We start from the raw sequence: 16,699 nt of genomic DNA on the forward strand, positions 1-16,699 counted from the left end.
GGGAGAGGTTAGATATTCCATCGTTAAAAACTAAATCGAAGAAATTTCACATTTTAGTGTGAAATTCAAATAAAACTATGAACCGGTGATCGCATTTGTTTGCATCACCGGTTTTATACTTTCAAGTAAAACAATCTTCCCATGAGATTACCATTTCTAAAGTCGCTTTATCTTATTCTATTTTATTTTTTAGTGTTTAATGCGCACTCTCAAGTAACCACAGAACCTGCTTTTCCCCGTGCTGATCAAAAAATCAAAATCATTTACGATGCCACTAAGGGGACAACAGGACTTAAAGATGTAGACCCGGTATATATCCATATCGGAGCGGTGGTAGCGGGTCCGACATCCACTACTTGGGCCATTGTTCCATTTACTTGGGGGACGGCTGATCCAAATGCAAGAATGGTAAAATCAGCACCCAATATCTGGACATGGGAATTTACTCCCAATGATTTTTTCAATCCTACAGCCGGACAAACCATATATAGGTTAGGCATGGTCTTTAGAAATGCCACGGGGTCTTTGGAAGGGAAAACGGATACCAATGGAGACTTTTTTGTAGACCTTAGCCAAGGGTTTGAGGTGACCTTTACCAATCCCACTTCCTCCAAATTATTGGAATTGGGGGAATCTCAAGAAATAAAGATTGCTTCTTCGGATAAGGCAGATTTGAGCCTTGAGATTGACAATGTTGTTGTAGCATCTGCTTCAGAGGCAGAAAGTTTGCTGTATACTTTTGTAGCAAATGCAGAAGGTGCATACAAGGTCGTTGCCAAAGCTTCCAAAACAGGGGAAGAAGATACTTCCGAAATCACGCTGACCGTAGTAGGACCGAGTCCTCAAGCGCCGCTTCCTTCGGGTGTCAGAAAAGGGATCAATTATATCTCAGATACAGAAGTGGTATTGGTATTGGAAGCACCGCTTAAGAAAAACGCTTTTTTGATTGGGGATTTCAATGATTGGGAAGTCCTTCCCGAATACCAGATGATGCAAACTCCTGACAAGGAATTATTTTGGTTCAGGTTGACCGGTTTGGTGCCCAAGCAGGAGTACATTTTCCAATATTTGGTTGACGGAAGTATCAGGATAGGTGATCCATATGCGGATAAGGTTTCGGATCCTTTCCACGATGACGAAATCATAGCTCAAAACAGATACCCGGGATTGAAGCCCTATCCTAAGGGAAAAACTGAATTCCAGGCCACTTTTCTTCAGACAGCGCAGGATCAATACCAATGGAAATACCTTGACTATGAAAAGCCTGAAATGGAAGAATTGGCTGTATATGAACTTTTGGTAAGGGATTTTGATGATAGAAGAACATTCAAAGCGGTAATTGAAAGACTGGATTATTTAGCTGATTTGGGTATCAATGCCATTGAACTGATGCCTATCAAGGAATTTGAAGGAAATTTATCTTGGGGCTATAATCCCTCCTTCTTTTTTGCTGTGGACAAATTTTATGGACCAAAAAACCATTTGAAAGAATTGATCGACGAGGCCCACAAAAGAGGGATGGTTGTGATTTTGGATATGGTGTTAAACCATGCTTTTGGGCAGAGTCCGTTTGTAAGGTTGTACAATGACGGAGATTATGGAGCACCTACACTTGACAACCCGTGGCTGAACAGGGTTCCAAAGCACCCTTTCAATGTGGGTTATGATTTCAACCATGAAAGTCCCTACACCAAAGCCTTTGTAGATTCTGTCAATAATTATTGGCTGACCGAATACAAAGTAGATGGGTTCAGGTTTGACCTTAGCAAAGGTTTTACCCAAACTAATTCGGGAGATAATGTCGGTTTTTTTGGGGAATATGACGCCACAAGGATAGCAATCTGGAAAAATATCTACAACCAAATCAAGAAAAACCATCCGGATGCATATGTGATCCTGGAGCACTTTGCTGACAATACAGAGGAAAAAGAATTGTCCAACCATGGCTTGATGTTCTGGGGAAATATGAATTTTGATTTTAGAGAAATAGCCAAAGGCAATTCAAGGAATTTTGATTGGGGTTACTACAAGACTCGCGGTTGGAATGACAATACCTTGGTAGGTTATATGGAAAGTCATGATGAAGAAAGAACCATGTGGGAATCATTGACCTGGGGACAGACTTCTCCATTGAATATCAGAAAACTCGACAATGCTGTAAATAGAAATCAGCTGATGGCTTCCTTTTTCTTTTCTATTCCCGGACCGAAAATGATGTGGCAATTTGAGGAGTTTGGATATGACCAAGAACTCAATAATGACCGATTGGCCATCAAGCCTACCAAATGGGAATATTTGGACAACCCGGACAGAAAGCGGCTTTTCAACATGTACAAAGCGATGTTAGACCTGAAAAGCGATTACAATGCTTTTAATACACCGCAAAATGCCACTTTGGATCTGACCCAGCCATTAAAAAGCATCAAGCTGACTGACGGTGATTTTCAAATGGTGCTGTATGGAAATTTCGGATTGACTGATATTGCCAATGCCAACCTTACTTTCCCTTCTTCAGGAACTTGGTATAATTATTTTACTGGGGAGGAAATCATACTTTCCGGAAATTCCAGGGCTTTCAGGTTGAGGGCCAATCAATTCCTGATGTTCACCAACAAAAAACTTCCTTTGCCAGAAGGAGAAATACTTCAGGACCCAATTCTTTCTATCAATCCGGAGACTCCGGATCCTTCTGAATTTAAAATTTATCCAGTTCCTGCGGAAAATAGGTTGAATGTTGTGATCCCCGCATCTATGGACAAGGTGAAAATTAGGATCATCGACATTACAGGGAAAGTCCTTAAGGATGAGTTATATTTAGGCATAGACAAGAATTTGCCAGTCGATATACAGGAATTTACATCAGGTCTTTATATCTTTGAAATCAGTGATAACCGACAAATTTTAAGAAAACGGTTTTTAAAGAAATAATCAACCTATTTTAAATCAACATGAAATTCAAACCAGGAGTCAAGTACGGAGAAGAACTCAAGGACCTATTGTCGTATGCAAAAGAAAGTGAATTTGCAATGCCTGCGGTCAATGTCATCAATACCAGCACAGTCAATGCGGTCATTGAAACAGCCAAAAAAGTTAATTCTCCTGTAATCATACAGTTTTCAAATGGAGGCGGACAGTTTTTTGCCGGTAAAGGTTTAGGCAATCAAAATCAAATAGGCGCTATACAAGGTTCTATTTCAGGTGCTTTGCATGTTCACAGAATGGCAGAAGCTTACGGCGTTCCTGTTGTTTTGCATACAGATCATTGTGCAAAAAAATTGCTTCCTTGGATAGATGGGCTTTTGGAAGAAGGACAAGCATACTATGCGGCCTACAAAAAGCCGCTATATAGCTCTCACATGTTGGACCTTTCTGAAGAGCCTGTAAAAGAAAATATCGAAATCTCTGTTGAATATTTCAAGAAGTTCAAAAAACTAGAAATGGGAATTGAGATTGAGCTAGGCGTGACCGGTGGAGAAGAGGATGGTGTGGACAATTCTGATGTGGACAGTTCTAAGCTTTATACCCAGCCTGAAGAGGTTGCATATGCTTATGAACACCTCAAGCAAGTCGATGATTTGTTTACCATTGCGGCAGCTTTTGGAAATGTCCATGGAGTTTACAAGCCGGGAAATGTCTCCCTAAAGCCTATCATATTAAAGAATTCCCAAGACTATATTAACAAAAAATACGGAACTACCGGCAAGCCTTTGTTCTTCGTATTCCATGGCGGTTCGGGTTCTACCGAAGCGGAAATCAGAGAAGCCAATAGCTACGGTTCAGTAAAAATGAATATCGATACAGATCAGCAATGGGCTTTCTGGGAAGGAATCAAAAACTACTACAAAGGAAATGAAGCCTATCTTCAGTCCCAATTAGGAAATCCTGAGGGACCTGATAGTCCAAATAAGAAATACTATGACCCTAGGGTTTGGTTGAGAAAGGGTGAAGAAACCTTTATGAAGAGATTGGAGCTTGCTTTTGAAATGCTCAACGCAATCAACAGAAATTAATTCTATTTATAAAAACTTAGAAAAAGTCACTATATGTGACTTTTTCTATTTTAACCATTCCCTTATGAAAATAAAATCACTCCAATTTATTCTTTTGATTTTGACATTTGCTGTAATATCCTGTTCCGGAAGCAAGGAAAAGAAAGTTGAAAACCATTGGCCTCAGGCAGGCATTACCTACGAGATATTCATACAATCCTTTTATGACTCTAATGGAGATGGAATCGGGGATATCAATGGGGTGAAGAAGAAATTAGACCATGTTAAGGAATTGGGTGCAAATGCCATTTGGTTTATGCCTATTATGCCTTCACCGAGTTACCATAAATACGATGTGACAGATTATAAAAATATCCATCCTGACTACGGGACAATGGAGGAATTTAAAAGTTTTTTAGAAGAAGCCCATAAAAACGATATCAAAGTGGTCATTGATATGATTATCAACCACACGAGTAACAAACATCCATGGTTTTTGGAATCTCAAAAGAGCAGAGACAATCCATTCAGGGATTATTATGTTTGGGCCCAAAAAGATACCATTGCTGATTATCTGGATAAAAAAACCATCACCCTTGACAGTGATAACATTCGCCAATGGCATGACCCGGGTTTTGGAGAAGATTATTACTATGGATTTTTTTATGGAGGAATGCCTGATCTGAATTTCGATAATCCAAAAGTCCGTGAAGAAATATATGAAATCGGGAGATTTTGGTTAGAGGAAGTGGGAGTGGATGGATTCAGGTTAGATGCTGCCAAGCATATCTTTCCGGACGACAGGCCGCTTGACAACCATGCTTTTTGGAAGGAATTCAGGGACAAAATGATAGCTATCAAACCTGATATTTATCTGGTAGGAGAAGTGTACGACAAAAAGGAAATTGTAGCACCATATCTGCCAGGCCTGCCTGCTTTGTTCAATTTTGATTTCCATTATACCTTGATTGAGTCCTTCAAGAAAGAAGATGGAATGCTATTGGCAAATAAGCAAAAAGAGGTTTTAGACTTTTATCTTGGTATCACAAAGGACTTTATTGATGCCACTTTTTCATCTAACCATGACCAACCAAGACTACTCAATTCCCTCGATGAAAACCCTAAGAAACAAAAACAGGCTATCAATATATTGATGACTATGCCCGGGGCTCCTTATCTATATTACGGCGAAGAAATAGGTATGCTTGGTAAAAAACCTGATGAGCATATCAGGGAACCTTTTCTTTGGGACATGAAAGCAAATGATAAGGGAAGAGCCACATGGATTGAACCGATTTATTCTATAGATGAAATGGTCACTCCTCTTGCGATTCAAAAATCTATGAGTACAAGCTATTTTAACCATTACAAAGAAATTATCAAACTTCGAAACAGCAACAGGGCCCTGGCCTTGGGAAGGCTGGAATTGTACGAAGGCGAATTGCCTAAACCTTTGATGGCTTTTTTCAGGATACATGATGATCAAGAGGTGTTTGTTATTCATAACCTTGGTGAATCCCAATTTTCAGTAGATGTGCCTGAAGAATTTCAGACTGAAATTTATTCCTTTGGAGAAGCCAAAAAGGATGGAGATAAGCTCATTCTTCCGGGATTCAGCAGTATTATTTTAGAAATGTAAACCTTGTGATTTCGTCTACCTTCAATTTTGGATAAGTCTACTTGGTATTAATGGTCTCGGGTACAAATCCTAAAATGAAAAAGGCCTGCATCAAACTTTTGATGCAGGCCTTTTTTCTTAGAGGTATTTATTGTTTGACTAATATTATTTTTTAGGAATTATTATTTTATCCTTGATCATTTTATCTACCACTACGTAGGCAAATTCCTGTGATGCATTATTTATGTTGGTTGGATTGGTAGTTGAAGATTGGGCTGACCACACTAAGGCTTGGGTACCTAAGTCATAAAGATTGATTTCTATGAAATAATTTTTGTCTGTTGTATAGTAACCGGGAGAATAAGTTGTAGGTCCATACATGCCGTAATATCCACCAAACCTACCGTAACCTCCACCATAATACATTGGGGAGTATGAGGTAGTACCAGGTACATATCTTGTTTCATTGGTCTGATCGATTATAGCAATGGTCAATATGGCATCTCTACCACTATTTTTGATTTCTTGGATAACTTGATCTTTGGTTTCTTCAGTCAATTCCAGACCTGGCTTTATCAACTCAAGATTGCTGATTGCTTTCACTCCTTTTCCAAGCAAAAGATCATTTATATTGTTTTCAATTGTCTTTTTTGTGACAAAATTGTCTGCCATCAGAGCAGCAACAAAAAGATTGGAATACCCGATAGTTTCCGATTCAGGGCTTTTCCATGAGCCTATGATCTTGGTAGATGGGGAGCATCCTGTAAGCATTCCTGATAGGATTATAATGCTGAAAAGGGATTTTAAAATTTGGCTATTCATTATTTAGTGTTTTAAATGACGATTTTTTTTTTGTACTTGACTCAATGCCAAATATAACTTTTGATTCTTTAAATTAATAGACTTTCAAAGTCTCAAGTCAATTTCTTTTTAAACTTCAAAACAATTTCACTTTTTAAATAGGATAGATTATGGACAATAAGCAGCCTTAAACATAATCTTTATTAAATTAAGAATTTTAATTTACCGTTAAGGCGACAAACAAACTGTGTGATTTTTCCAGGTTCAATAGTCCAAAAACAAAATAGACGTAGCCAATGACTACGTCTAATTGTGGTCGCCGAGAAATAACTGGTTTCAGCGTTAAACCGCTTAAATTTAAAAATTCAAATTTAAAATCAACCACTTATGGACAAAATTTGTATAAAAAAAGGGTGATTTATTTAAATGACCTATATTTTGTATCTCAACAATTCTTGTTGATTTTCCTTTTTTCTCAATAGCTAAATCTGGTGCAATTACCCCTCTTTTCCCTTATCCCTAAAAATATTTTTATCAGATTTTATGTGACCTTAAGTGGTAAATATTCTTTTCCGAATTGGAAGGAATATAGTTTTAAAAACTGTGAAATATGACACTTATTCCGGTTAAGATGTAATGGTTTTATTGATATATCCTGCGAAATTGATATCAACATCAAATAAAAATCAAATATGAAAAGGTTTAAAGTAATAATCATGCTGGCAATGGCTTTCACCTTTTTCTCATCTGTTTCAGTTTTAGCCGGAGGAAAAGATAAAGAAGATGCCAAACCCATGATGCCGGAAGCCGAGATGAAAATTTTGGTAGATAGGCTCGAAGAAATCAAAACCATGGACATGTCTATGATGAATAGAGCGGAAAAAAAAGAATTGAAAAAGGAAGTGCGCGAAATCAATGAAGAAATCAAAAGAGGGGGAGGGGTTTACCTTTCCATCGGTGCTCTTTTATTGGTAATTATATTATTGATTCTTCTTTTATAAATTGATTGATTTCAAATTATCAGAATCATGTCAAAATATCCAGTTCACCAATTTTAGTCTGCCTAAAATTATTGCTTCAAATTTAATCTAAACAATCAAAATCATGGGAAATCTCCTTTACATCATCGCAGTAATATTGGTTATCATCTGGGCTATAGGTTTCTTCGGCTACGCAAGCGGCGGCATCATCCATGTGCTTTTAGTGATTGCCATCATTGTAGTTTTGCTTAGAGTAATCAGGGGCTAAATGCCGTTATGATTATATTTAAGTTGCATTCTCAAATAAGTGAAATTTGCAAGAATGACACGTAAATGTATAATGTCTATCACTTGTTAAGGGTTGACCTTTGCAAATCGATTTTTAAAGTCAATCTCAACATGCAAACCAAAAAAAGTTTCAAACAAGAATCCTATAAGGTAACAGGTGATTGGGGTAGACAATCAACCTTTCTTCAGGGTCAATATCCCGAACTGACTGATGATGACCTGGAATTTGAAGAGGGAAAAGAAGGGGAACTTATCAGAAGAATGGAAGTCCGATTGAATAAAAAACATGATGAAGTCGTGAACATAATCAAAAAAGGACAATTACAAACTTTATGATTTTAGGGTTCTCATCAAATTTATTATTTGAATATCAAAATGAAACGAAAAGCACAGGAAAATGGATCCCTGTGCTTTTATTTTGTTTTACCTGACCTTTTACTGATAAAATTAAAAAAATCGAAAAGGAATCGGTAACTTACTTCATCTCCTTCAAACCACCTGACCATCAGATTTTTTTAAGTTAGATTTCATTTTTTTTTGGCCAGTTTATTTTACCAAAACTTACAAAAATTGAAAGTATACATTAAATATATGGTTAGTTTAAGGTGCAAAATCATTGTCCGGCAGGAGTTTGACAAGCTGAATATTCCTTATAAGTCAATTGACCTTGGCATTGTCGAAACCAAGGATGACATTACACCGCAGCAGCATGACGAACTTGGGGCCAATCTGAAGCGGGTAGGACTTGAACTTTTGGATGACAAAAGAAGTATCCTTATCGAAAAAATAAAAAGCGTGGTGATAGAAATGGTCCACTACAGTGAAGAGGTGCCTAAAGTCAATTATTCAGTTTTCATAAGCGAAAAACTAGGCTATGATTATACTTACCTATCCAATATTTTTTCTGAAGTGAAAGGCACCACTATCCAACATTTTATCATCATCAACAAAATCGAAAGAGTAAAAGAATTGCTGCTTTATGACGAACTCAACCTGACGGAAATTTCTTACAGGATGAACTATAGCAGCGTGTCACATCTCTCCAATCAATTCAAAAAAATCACAGGACTTACACCATCTTATTTTAAGCAGTTGGGTAAAACCAGAAAATTGAACCTTGAAAACCTATGATTTATGTAATATTCTCTGATAAATCTGTAATTCTAATAAGTGAATTTTTAAGAAATTTGTAGTAGAATAAAACATCAGAAAAATGTTGATGAAAGATCCGGGGGAAAATTTTGAAATTGCCAAAGCATCTGAACATATAATCACGGAGATCATTGAATACCTTTCTGACTCAATTGTCAGCAAAAGAATCCTAAGCAAAGTTACCGGCAATGTCACAGCGTCTGCCATGGATGTAGGTACACAATTGGAAGAACGGATCTCCCGTTTCGATAATTATATACAGATCATCGACGGCACAGCTGAGTTGACAATAAACACCAAAAAATACACACTTGTCAAAGGTGATGGAATTATCATTCCCGCTAATTCCTATTATATATTCAATGCCAACAAACAATTCAAAATGTTATCCACCATCATCAAAAGTGGTTATGAAGATTAATTTTTTCTATCAATGCAAAATGATTTTTAGGATTACCCAAGTTTAGAAAGCAAACAGCTTAGTCAGGTCTTTATTACTTTAGAGGTTAATATTGACGACTGGTTATTTTTGATACGGTTGATTTTGTTTGGGTGAATTAAATGAAACCGATACGCTTTCACAATTGGGTAATCTCATTTTTTTTAGTTTTTATTTTTTTTAAAATAAAAAAAATGCGTAAAATATGTAAGGTTTTTCTATCAATCTTTAAATTAAGATTATGTTTGTGAGGTATATTTTTAATGTTAAATTAAAGAAATTATTAGGGCTTAGAAATGGTAAGAAAGGCAGGTTAAACCTGTCTTTTCTTTTTTAATGTCTTTTTTAGATTGGAAGTTCTTGGCCAATGTTTTTGCCTTCACAAAATGATTTTCTTTGATTTGGATAAAAATAAAAAAAAAGCACTGCCAAAAGCAGTGCCTCTTGTCCGTGAAGCCTAAAAATACCCTTGAATAGGATGCTCAAATGTACCATCAATTTCTTGCTATCTTCATTTTAAACCATTATCAAATAATAGTCTTTTTGTGAATGATCCTGCTACATTTTAACAAAACAATAATTCAAGAAATCCCGGTTACCGATCGATTTGGTCAATTTATTTTCAATAAAATCCAAAAATAATAAAATTAGGTTAATCGATTATGGCTAACTTTAGAGCAAATACAATTGACCTATGAAAAAGAAGAAATATCATTCACTTCAAGATTTTACGGATTCTAAATTGAGGTATTCACAGCTATATCTTGATGAGCTCAAAAACCCAGAAATATTAGGCTCTGACCAGGAAAAAGCGCATCAGGAATCCTTTCTTTTTCATCTGAAGGGTGTTATAGATGCATTTTTAAGTGAATTAAACGAGATCTATGGACTTGGGATCAAGGATAAAAACCTGAGCATCGAAAGCCTGAGGACTGCCAAGTACAAATCCAAAAAACAAGGCAAAGAAGGAAAGAGAATTAGTAAGTTAATGAGTAAAAGAAACTGGCTTGGGGAGTTGAAGGATTTTAATCCAAACGTAGTACCATCCCTTAAAAAAGCCAAGAAATCAAAAGGGAAAGAAAAAGAAGAAGCTGCAAGCCTTGTCGAACAAGTCAGTCCTATACCATCCAATCCTGTTTTGGAGCAGTTTGAAGAATGGCAGGCAAAAATGAGAAACCTGATTTCTGAACTTAGGGAATCAGCAATTCAGGCAAGTGGTAATTCCCCAAAAAAATAAAATTATTCCCTTTATTTCCTTAATCCATTGCTCTCAGGTTGACAAACCTGAGAGCTTTTTTCATTGTAATTGGCTCTTTTTTCCACCGCCAATGTTTGTGTCTTCACAAACATTCTTCGTTATCCTGCTTCTTATTCCGCTATCCTGCTTCTCCAGAAGATGGATATTTTTTTTAACCGCAATGGACGCAAAGGTTTCGCTAATTGTCGCAAAGGGGATTTTTATTTTACCACGGAGCACACGGAGAGCACAGAGGAAAAATGAAGAATGAAGAATGAAGAATTAAATTCACCTACTCCTGACGGGTGCGTGGGTCCCCTCAAACATCTTCCAAAATTTTTTTCTCTGCGGCTCTGCGTGAGGTATTTTTTTTCCGCAAAGGAAAAGGAGGTTTTGAGAAGGTCTCGAAGGGTTTTGATCTTCCATGTTTTTGGCGGGAAGCTATTCTCTCTCCTTTCCTTTTTTCTGCCAAAAACCGGAGTCGTCTTTTTCTTTTTATCCCCGAGTTTCGTACCTCACTCGGGGCTATCGGCTTATTTAATTTTAAACATACAGGCTATTGAGAAGTTTGACCACTTTGTGGTCTTTCTCTGCCAATGTTTGTGTCTTCACAAACATTCACCTTTACTTTTTCTCTGCGGCTCTGCGTGAGGTATTTTTTTTCCGCAAAGGAAAGGGAGGTTTTGAGAAGGTCTCGAAGGGTTTTGATCTTCCATGTTTTTGGCGGGAAGCTATTCTCTCTCCTTTCCTTTTTTCTGCCAAAAACCGGAGTCGTCTTTTTCTTTTTATCCCCGAGTTTCGTACCTCACTCGGGGTAAATAAAATATTTTGATCCCTTTGGGATCATTAGCTGCTGACAGCGTTTGAGGCACAAACATCTCCCGGATTTTTTCTCCTTTTCCTCTGGGTCTATGTGGTGAATATTTTTTTATCATTCGGCTAAAGCCAAATTGCCTCTTTTCACTCAATCAACCACTAGCTAAAGCAGGTGGCAAAAAAAACCCTTGAGTGGCTACTACTGAATTTCATTCCTTATTTTAAATTATTAATTCATCATTTTTTCCTTAAACGCAATATTTTAAAGAAAATCAAAAGCCCTTACTGAACCCAACCCCAAACATCCAAGAATCATAAACACTGAATCTCAGGTCATATTGGGCAGTAATAAAAACCTCCCAATCGTTTTCCAATTCCCATCCTCTTTCCAATCCCAACCTGAATATGGAAAGGTTCTCTTCTTTTGCAAATTCATACCCTGCCCCAGCTAAAAAAGACCATCTTTCATGTGGCTTAAAAATCCCAACAAGTGTTGCGGTAAAAGGTCTTTCCCTTTCAAATTCTTTATTTCCTTGGAAATCAATTACTGTAAATGATTCTGTAATGATATCTGAATGAAGGCCAACAGCCCATTTTCTATTGATCTGGTAATTGTAATCCAATCCCCAGGAAGGAACTGTCAATAATTTCCTTTGACCGTTGATCTCTCCTGCAGGTATATGGGTATGGCCCAGCATCAAAGAAATCCTATGTCGGCGAAATTTTTCTGTTTCTTCCTCTTCTATTTCCTGACAAATAGCCGGAGAAATCAATCCTGCAAAAAGCAGAAAAGTCGAAAGGAATATTTTAGGTTGGAATTTTTTCATGTTTATTTGACAATAATAGCTTAGAAAAATATTTTCAAATTCATTTATCAAAATATATAAATGATAATTATTTAATCATTCTATTTAGAGGAGTTTTCCTGAATCTTTTCCATATTTTTTGATAATTCCTAAGATTTTGCTGACAGGTATATCCAGTGGTCTCAATTTGGATTGATGGATCAATTTGAGTTCTCCTGCCTTTGCATCCGGTGGTTCAGGAAAAAATACCATACTCATTCCATCAGACCTTCTTTCTACTTCGATTCCGATTTTCCAATCTCCTTCTTCGCCCATCAATACAGATTTCCATTGCTCATCATTGTTACCGATGGCATCTCCGGCACGGGTTTTCATCATGGCATATCCTGGAATAATCAGGGATAATCCTTCATCAACCGTTTTTAGGACAGTTTGGACTTTCTTTTTTTCTGCCAAATAACCAAAACTATAACATACAATCATCACTATGCCAATACTAATCAAAGTAAGAATTCCTATGCCAAATATACGATCTTCAGGAAGGAGATTTTTGACAGGGGATAGCAGTCCGTTGATGATGAGAACGGATTTTTCAAGAACAAAAATCAATACTACAAGGGGAAAGATGAAGAGGACGATCCCTTTTAAAATTCTTCCTGCAATGACTCTATACCATGCCATAGGTTATTTTTACTTTAAATCAAATGGATAAATCACTTTCCAATCTGATTCCATATCGACAACAAGCCAATTGTTTTTTTCTGCATCATCAAGACCTTTGGAAAGTCGCCCAATAGGGGAGTTCCTGTCGTAAGCATATTCCCGTATTGAATCTGTGTGGTGTATGATCATTCCAAATCTTGGACCCGAACCTTTTATGGTATATTCCAACATCTCATAATCACCGTCAGAGTTTCCAGAGGCGAATATAGGCCTCTTTCCAATATTCTGGTAAATTCCGATTGGCTTACCCTCTTTGTCATCGATAAAATTGATCTCAGGAAGTTTGGTGATTACCGGAATTCCATCTATGACCTCATATTTGGATTTGATCGAGCTTCCAATAACTTGATATGGGGGGATTCCATAAGCCTTCTCGGTCCAAACCCTCATGAAGTCTATTCCCCCTCCGGATACGATAAAAGTTTTGTAACCATTGGCCCGCAGGTATTCCAATAGTTCGACCATTGGTTGGTATATCATCTGATTGTATGGCTTTCCTGTTTTAGGATGGGTGGCTGTTTCAAGCCATTCTGATACAGATTGTTCAAATTCTTCAGCACTCATACCCGCATGAGAGACCATCAACATTTCCAAAAGGGCTTTTTCTCCACCTTTCATTACCCCATTCAAATCTCCTGCAAGAAGGCTTTTGAATGGTTCCTTGGTTTTCCATTCAGGATGGTTGGGTACCTCTTTTTTGATGTAATCAATGGCATAAGCCAATTGGAAATACATGGGTTGCTCACCCCATAAGGTTCCATCATTGTCAAAAACCGCAATGCGGTCAGCCTCATTTACAAAATCAGAACTGCTTTTGGATATTGTCTTGGTTACAAAACCAATTATAGATTGTTTGGTGAGATTATCATTCCAAGATGGAAGTGGGTCTGAAAAAGTTGTCTCATTTGTGTTAGTTAGTTTTGAATGCTCCTGTTGGCAGGAGATGACCAATAGAGAAATAAAAAAAGAAAAAACTATAATGTTATATTTCATAACTTCAAATGGTTTAGAAAAAAAGCTGGCCAAAATTGGCCAGCTCCTAAATTGTGATTATTTGTTTTGGCCACTTGCCATACTTTCTATTTGCTTTTGGACTTTTCCCAAACTCCAGTCACCTGCTGTCTGACTAGGCGGGTAATCTTTGAATGTGGTTAGGAAATTAAGTGCATATCCTTGGATTGCCATAAGTATATATGCTCTGTCAATATACCAGTCATAATAGGTATTTGAGCCATATAACGCCTTTTCAAAGGGATCTCGTCTAAGGTTTGTCAAATATGGAGCACGTAACTCAACAAATGGTTCCAGCCAGATTTGTAATTGGTCAGCTCTATTTTCCAGAAACATCGCTTTCCAGTCTCCGTATCTCAGAGCTGCGATTTCTCCAGCATCATTTACATAAATAAATCCCTTGCGAGGAGATTCCTTTACCTTTCCGGTCAAATAATCTAATTGATTCACACCGTCAATATAGTTTTTGAAAGTTTGGCCATTGATGGTGATTCCTTTTTTAATTTTTTCAACAATATTGGGATCACCACCTATTGCAGCAAAAGTAGGTAACCAATCTTCATGGGAAACAATACCATTTAATGTAATATTTTCCGGGAATTTTCCTGACCATTTAACAAATGTCGGTACTCTATATGCACCTTCCCAACTGCTGTTTTTTTCTCCGTGAAAAGGAGTAGTTCCAGCATCTGGCCAAGTATTATAGTGAGGTCCGTTATCTGTTGAATACATTACCACAGTATTGTCAGCTATGCCCAATTCATCCAAAAGGTCAAGAAGCTCACCAACATGGAGATCATGCTCCACCATTCCGTCACTGTATTCATCCTGACCACTGATTCCGCGGTGCTCTTCTTTTACATGTGTTCTGAAGTGCATCCTTGTGCCGTTCCACCAAGTAAAAAAAGGCTTACCTGCAGCCACCTGCTTTTTGATAAATGCTTTGGTTGCTGCGATCGATTCGTCATCGATGGTTTCCATCCTCTTTTTGGTAAGTGGTCCAGTATCTTCTACTTTTTGTCCACCTTTTCCATCTGACCAAGAATGGATGACACCTCTTGGTCCATACACATCCTGAAATTTTTTGCCATTTGCCAATATCATATCTGTTGGATAATCTTCATTTTCAGGCTCTTCTTCTGCATTTAGATGATAAAGGTTTCCAAAAAACTCATCAAATCCGTGCATTGTTGGTAGATGTACATCTTGATCTCCTTGATGGTTTTTTCCAAATTGTCCGGTGGCATAGCCAAGATTTTTCATCACATTGGCAATAGTGATGTCACTTTTCTGCCAACCTTCTTTCGCACCGGGCATACCCACTTTAGTCATGCCTGTTCTTACAGGCACGTTTCCTCCCAAAAAAGCTGCCCTTCCTGCGGTACAACTTTGCTGGGCGTAATAATCAGTGAACCCTATTCCTCCTTTTGCGATCCTGTCAATATTGGGAGTTTTATATCCCATCATGCCACGGTTGTTATGGCTGATGTTCCAAGTGCCGATATCATCCCCCCAGATTACAAGGATATTTGGCTTTTTTTGTTGTGACCATGCTAGACTGATACTTAATGTCAATAGCAAGGCGATGATGGTTGTTTTTTTCATAATTGGATTTTGGTTAATTAAAGAATATTGAATTCGATTTTTTTTGAGATTCAAATTGGTAAAGGGCTATTATTCAATGAATCATTACCAATAAGCGTAAAATATAAAACCTAATATAGTATTTTCTCTTCTGGATAAAGTTGTGGCTATTGAGGAAATTGCTAAAACTCATCGAATTTTTGCAAACAATATCAAAATTTGGCAGAAAATTCAGATCAAAAAATAAGAAGAGGAAAGATTTGGTGGTTTAATGTTTTTGTTCTGAACCCCCCAAGTATTCAGATTTTGATTTTACTATCGCTTTTGACAATAGTAAGTAGGGGTTTATTTTAGGTTTTAAAAGAAAAAAGAAAAATGGATTGTCACCATGAAAGCCGAAGATAGACTTGTATGCGATGTTTTATTTTTGTTATTTTTCCAGGGATTGGGTAAAAGTCTGAGGAGCTATTTTTTTGAAGGTTTCGGAGGGCAATTCACCGATGACGTTTTTGTAATCTTGGCCGAATTGTCCCATATGGTGAAAGCCATAGATTGCTGCTATTTCCTGAATGGTATTCATTCCCTTTTTTGATGCGATCAGTTTTTCCCGTACTTTTTTGATTTTAAGATTTTTGATAAACCTTTTTGGACTTTCCCCTGTAATCTGCTTGAAGTTATAATAAAATGTCCGTTGAGGCATTCCGGATTGTTGAATCAACTCATCCACTTGGGTTTCAACATTATGAAGGACATCTTCTTTCATGATGCTAATGACATTCTGCATTAACTCACGTCTGTTTAAAATAGTAGGATTGGCATTTTCCATCTAAAACTGGGATTTGATTAATACTGATTTACAAGGTTGACCTGATTTTTGGCATTCATTTAGGAAGTAATTTAAAAATAGCTCAGTTATAAAAATCCTGAAGGATTTCGCTTGTTGCCAATACTTATCGAAACTTGGCAAAATCATATCCATTTATTTTAAAAAAGAGAAATTGTAAAAAAGTTTATGTGGACAATTTCGTCAAATGGCCATTTTTGAAAAAAAATCGGAGTTTCTTCTATGCCAAAGAGAGTTGTTTTTTGAATTCTGAAGGGGTGGTTCCTGTAAATTTCTTGAAAGCTGACAAAAATGAATTTCTGTTCTTGAACCCACATTCTTTTGATAAGGCTTCCAAAGTATAATTTGAATAAGTTCCGTCTTGAAGCATCTTTTTGCTGAATTCGATCCTCCTTTTATTTAGCAGATCTG

At 37.1% G+C, this 16,699-nt stretch carries 16 protein-coding genes; 9 read left to right on the plus strand and 7 right to left on the minus strand.

From position 1 onward, the window contains the following. The first annotated feature begins 141 nt into the window (after nucleotides 1-141). The 3 genes from ACZFYI_RS05070 to ACZFYI_RS05080 all read left to right on the plus strand — a co-directional run bounded on the left by ACZFYI_RS05070 (nucleotide 142) and on the right by ACZFYI_RS05080 (nucleotide 5,628). Nucleotides 142-2,928, plus strand: coding sequence for a DUF4961 domain-containing protein (locus tag ACZFYI_RS05070; protein ID WP_462523034.1), 2,787 nt, complete (start codon nucleotides 142-144; stop codon nucleotides 2,926-2,928). Nucleotides 2,929-2,948: 20 nt separating this feature from the next. Further along, the gene (gene fbaA / locus ACZFYI_RS05075; protein WP_462523035.1) at nucleotides 2,949-4,010 is read left to right on the plus strand and encodes a class II fructose-bisphosphate aldolase; all 1,062 of its coding nucleotides are present in this window, start codon (nucleotides 2,949-2,951) and stop codon (nucleotides 4,008-4,010) included. A 64-nt stretch (nucleotides 4,011-4,074) separates the two neighbouring features. Continuing rightward, nucleotides 4,075-5,628: an alpha-amylase family glycosyl hydrolase gene (locus tag ACZFYI_RS05080; RefSeq protein ID WP_462523036.1), complete on the plus strand. Its 1,554-nt coding sequence runs from the start codon at nucleotides 4,075-4,077 to the stop codon at nucleotides 5,626-5,628. A 144-nt stretch (nucleotides 5,629-5,772) separates the two neighbouring features. Here ACZFYI_RS05080 and ACZFYI_RS05085 read toward each other — a convergent pair whose 3' ends face one another. Beyond that, complete coding sequence (locus ACZFYI_RS05085) at nucleotides 5,773-6,429, minus strand: hypothetical protein (protein WP_462523037.1); 657 nt, start codon at nucleotides 6,427-6,429, stop codon at nucleotides 5,773-5,775. Nucleotides 6,430-7,100: 671 nt separating this feature from the next. Between ACZFYI_RS05085 and ACZFYI_RS05090 the strand changes: the two genes are divergently transcribed. The 6 genes from ACZFYI_RS05090 (at nucleotide 7,101) to ACZFYI_RS05115 (ending at nucleotide 10,504) form a co-directional block, all read left to right on the plus strand. Beyond that, nucleotides 7,101-7,409 (plus strand): hypothetical protein, encoded by a 309-nt coding sequence (locus ACZFYI_RS05090; RefSeq protein WP_462523038.1) that lies wholly within the window; start codon nucleotides 7,101-7,103, stop codon nucleotides 7,407-7,409. A 103-nt stretch (nucleotides 7,410-7,512) separates the two neighbouring features. Then, the gene (locus ACZFYI_RS05095; RefSeq protein ID WP_462523039.1) at nucleotides 7,513-7,656 is read left to right on the plus strand and encodes a lmo0937 family membrane protein; all 144 of its coding nucleotides are present in this window, start codon (nucleotides 7,513-7,515) and stop codon (nucleotides 7,654-7,656) included. A gap of 131 nt (nucleotides 7,657-7,787) precedes the next feature. Continuing rightward, complete coding sequence (locus ACZFYI_RS05100; RefSeq protein ID WP_462523040.1) at nucleotides 7,788-8,012, plus strand: CsbD family protein; 225 nt, start codon at nucleotides 7,788-7,790, stop codon at nucleotides 8,010-8,012. Nucleotides 8,013-8,246: 234 nt separating this feature from the next. Further along, nucleotides 8,247-8,807 (plus strand): helix-turn-helix domain-containing protein, encoded by a 561-nt coding sequence (locus ACZFYI_RS05105; RefSeq protein ID WP_462523041.1) that lies wholly within the window; start codon nucleotides 8,247-8,249, stop codon nucleotides 8,805-8,807. A gap of 82 nt (nucleotides 8,808-8,889) precedes the next feature. Then, a complete protein-coding gene (locus ACZFYI_RS05110) occupies nucleotides 8,890-9,249 on the plus strand; it encodes a cupin domain-containing protein (RefSeq protein ID WP_462523042.1) in 360 nt (119 codons plus the stop codon). A 712-nt stretch (nucleotides 9,250-9,961) separates the two neighbouring features. Beyond that, nucleotides 9,962-10,504, plus strand: coding sequence for a hypothetical protein (locus ACZFYI_RS05115; RefSeq protein ID WP_462523043.1), 543 nt, complete (start codon nucleotides 9,962-9,964; stop codon nucleotides 10,502-10,504). Nucleotides 10,505-11,592: 1,088 nt separating this feature from the next. Here the strand turns inward: ACZFYI_RS05115 and ACZFYI_RS05120 are convergent. The 6 genes from ACZFYI_RS05120 to ACZFYI_RS05145 form a co-directional block, all read right to left on the minus strand. Next, the gene (locus ACZFYI_RS05120; protein WP_462523044.1) at nucleotides 11,593-12,147 is read right to left on the minus strand and encodes a hypothetical protein; all 555 of its coding nucleotides are present in this window, start codon (nucleotides 12,145-12,147) and stop codon (nucleotides 11,593-11,595) included. 84 nt (nucleotides 12,148-12,231) lie between these two features. Further along, the gene (locus ACZFYI_RS05125) at nucleotides 12,232-12,807 is read right to left on the minus strand and encodes a hypothetical protein (protein WP_462523045.1); all 576 of its coding nucleotides are present in this window, start codon (nucleotides 12,805-12,807) and stop codon (nucleotides 12,232-12,234) included. Nucleotides 12,808-12,816: 9 nt separating this feature from the next. Then, the gene (locus ACZFYI_RS05130; protein WP_462523046.1) at nucleotides 12,817-13,842 is read right to left on the minus strand and encodes an HAD family hydrolase; all 1,026 of its coding nucleotides are present in this window, start codon (nucleotides 13,840-13,842) and stop codon (nucleotides 12,817-12,819) included. A 57-nt stretch (nucleotides 13,843-13,899) separates the two neighbouring features. Beyond that, a complete protein-coding gene (locus tag ACZFYI_RS05135) occupies nucleotides 13,900-15,465 on the minus strand; it encodes an arylsulfatase (protein ID WP_462523047.1) in 1,566 nt (521 codons plus the stop codon). 409 nt (nucleotides 15,466-15,874) lie between these two features. Continuing rightward, nucleotides 15,875-16,270 carry a helix-turn-helix domain-containing protein gene (locus ACZFYI_RS05140; protein ID WP_462523048.1) on the minus strand — a complete coding sequence of 132 codons (396 nt, stop codon included), beginning with the start codon at nucleotides 16,268-16,270 and terminating at the stop codon, nucleotides 15,875-15,877. Nucleotides 16,271-16,508: 238 nt separating this feature from the next. Further along, nucleotides 16,509-16,699, minus strand: a 191-nt coding sequence (locus ACZFYI_RS05145; RefSeq protein ID WP_462523049.1) for a helix-turn-helix domain-containing protein, incomplete at its 5' end; no start/stop codon positions are given.

This window comes from Aquiflexum sp. (assembly GCF_977115555.1).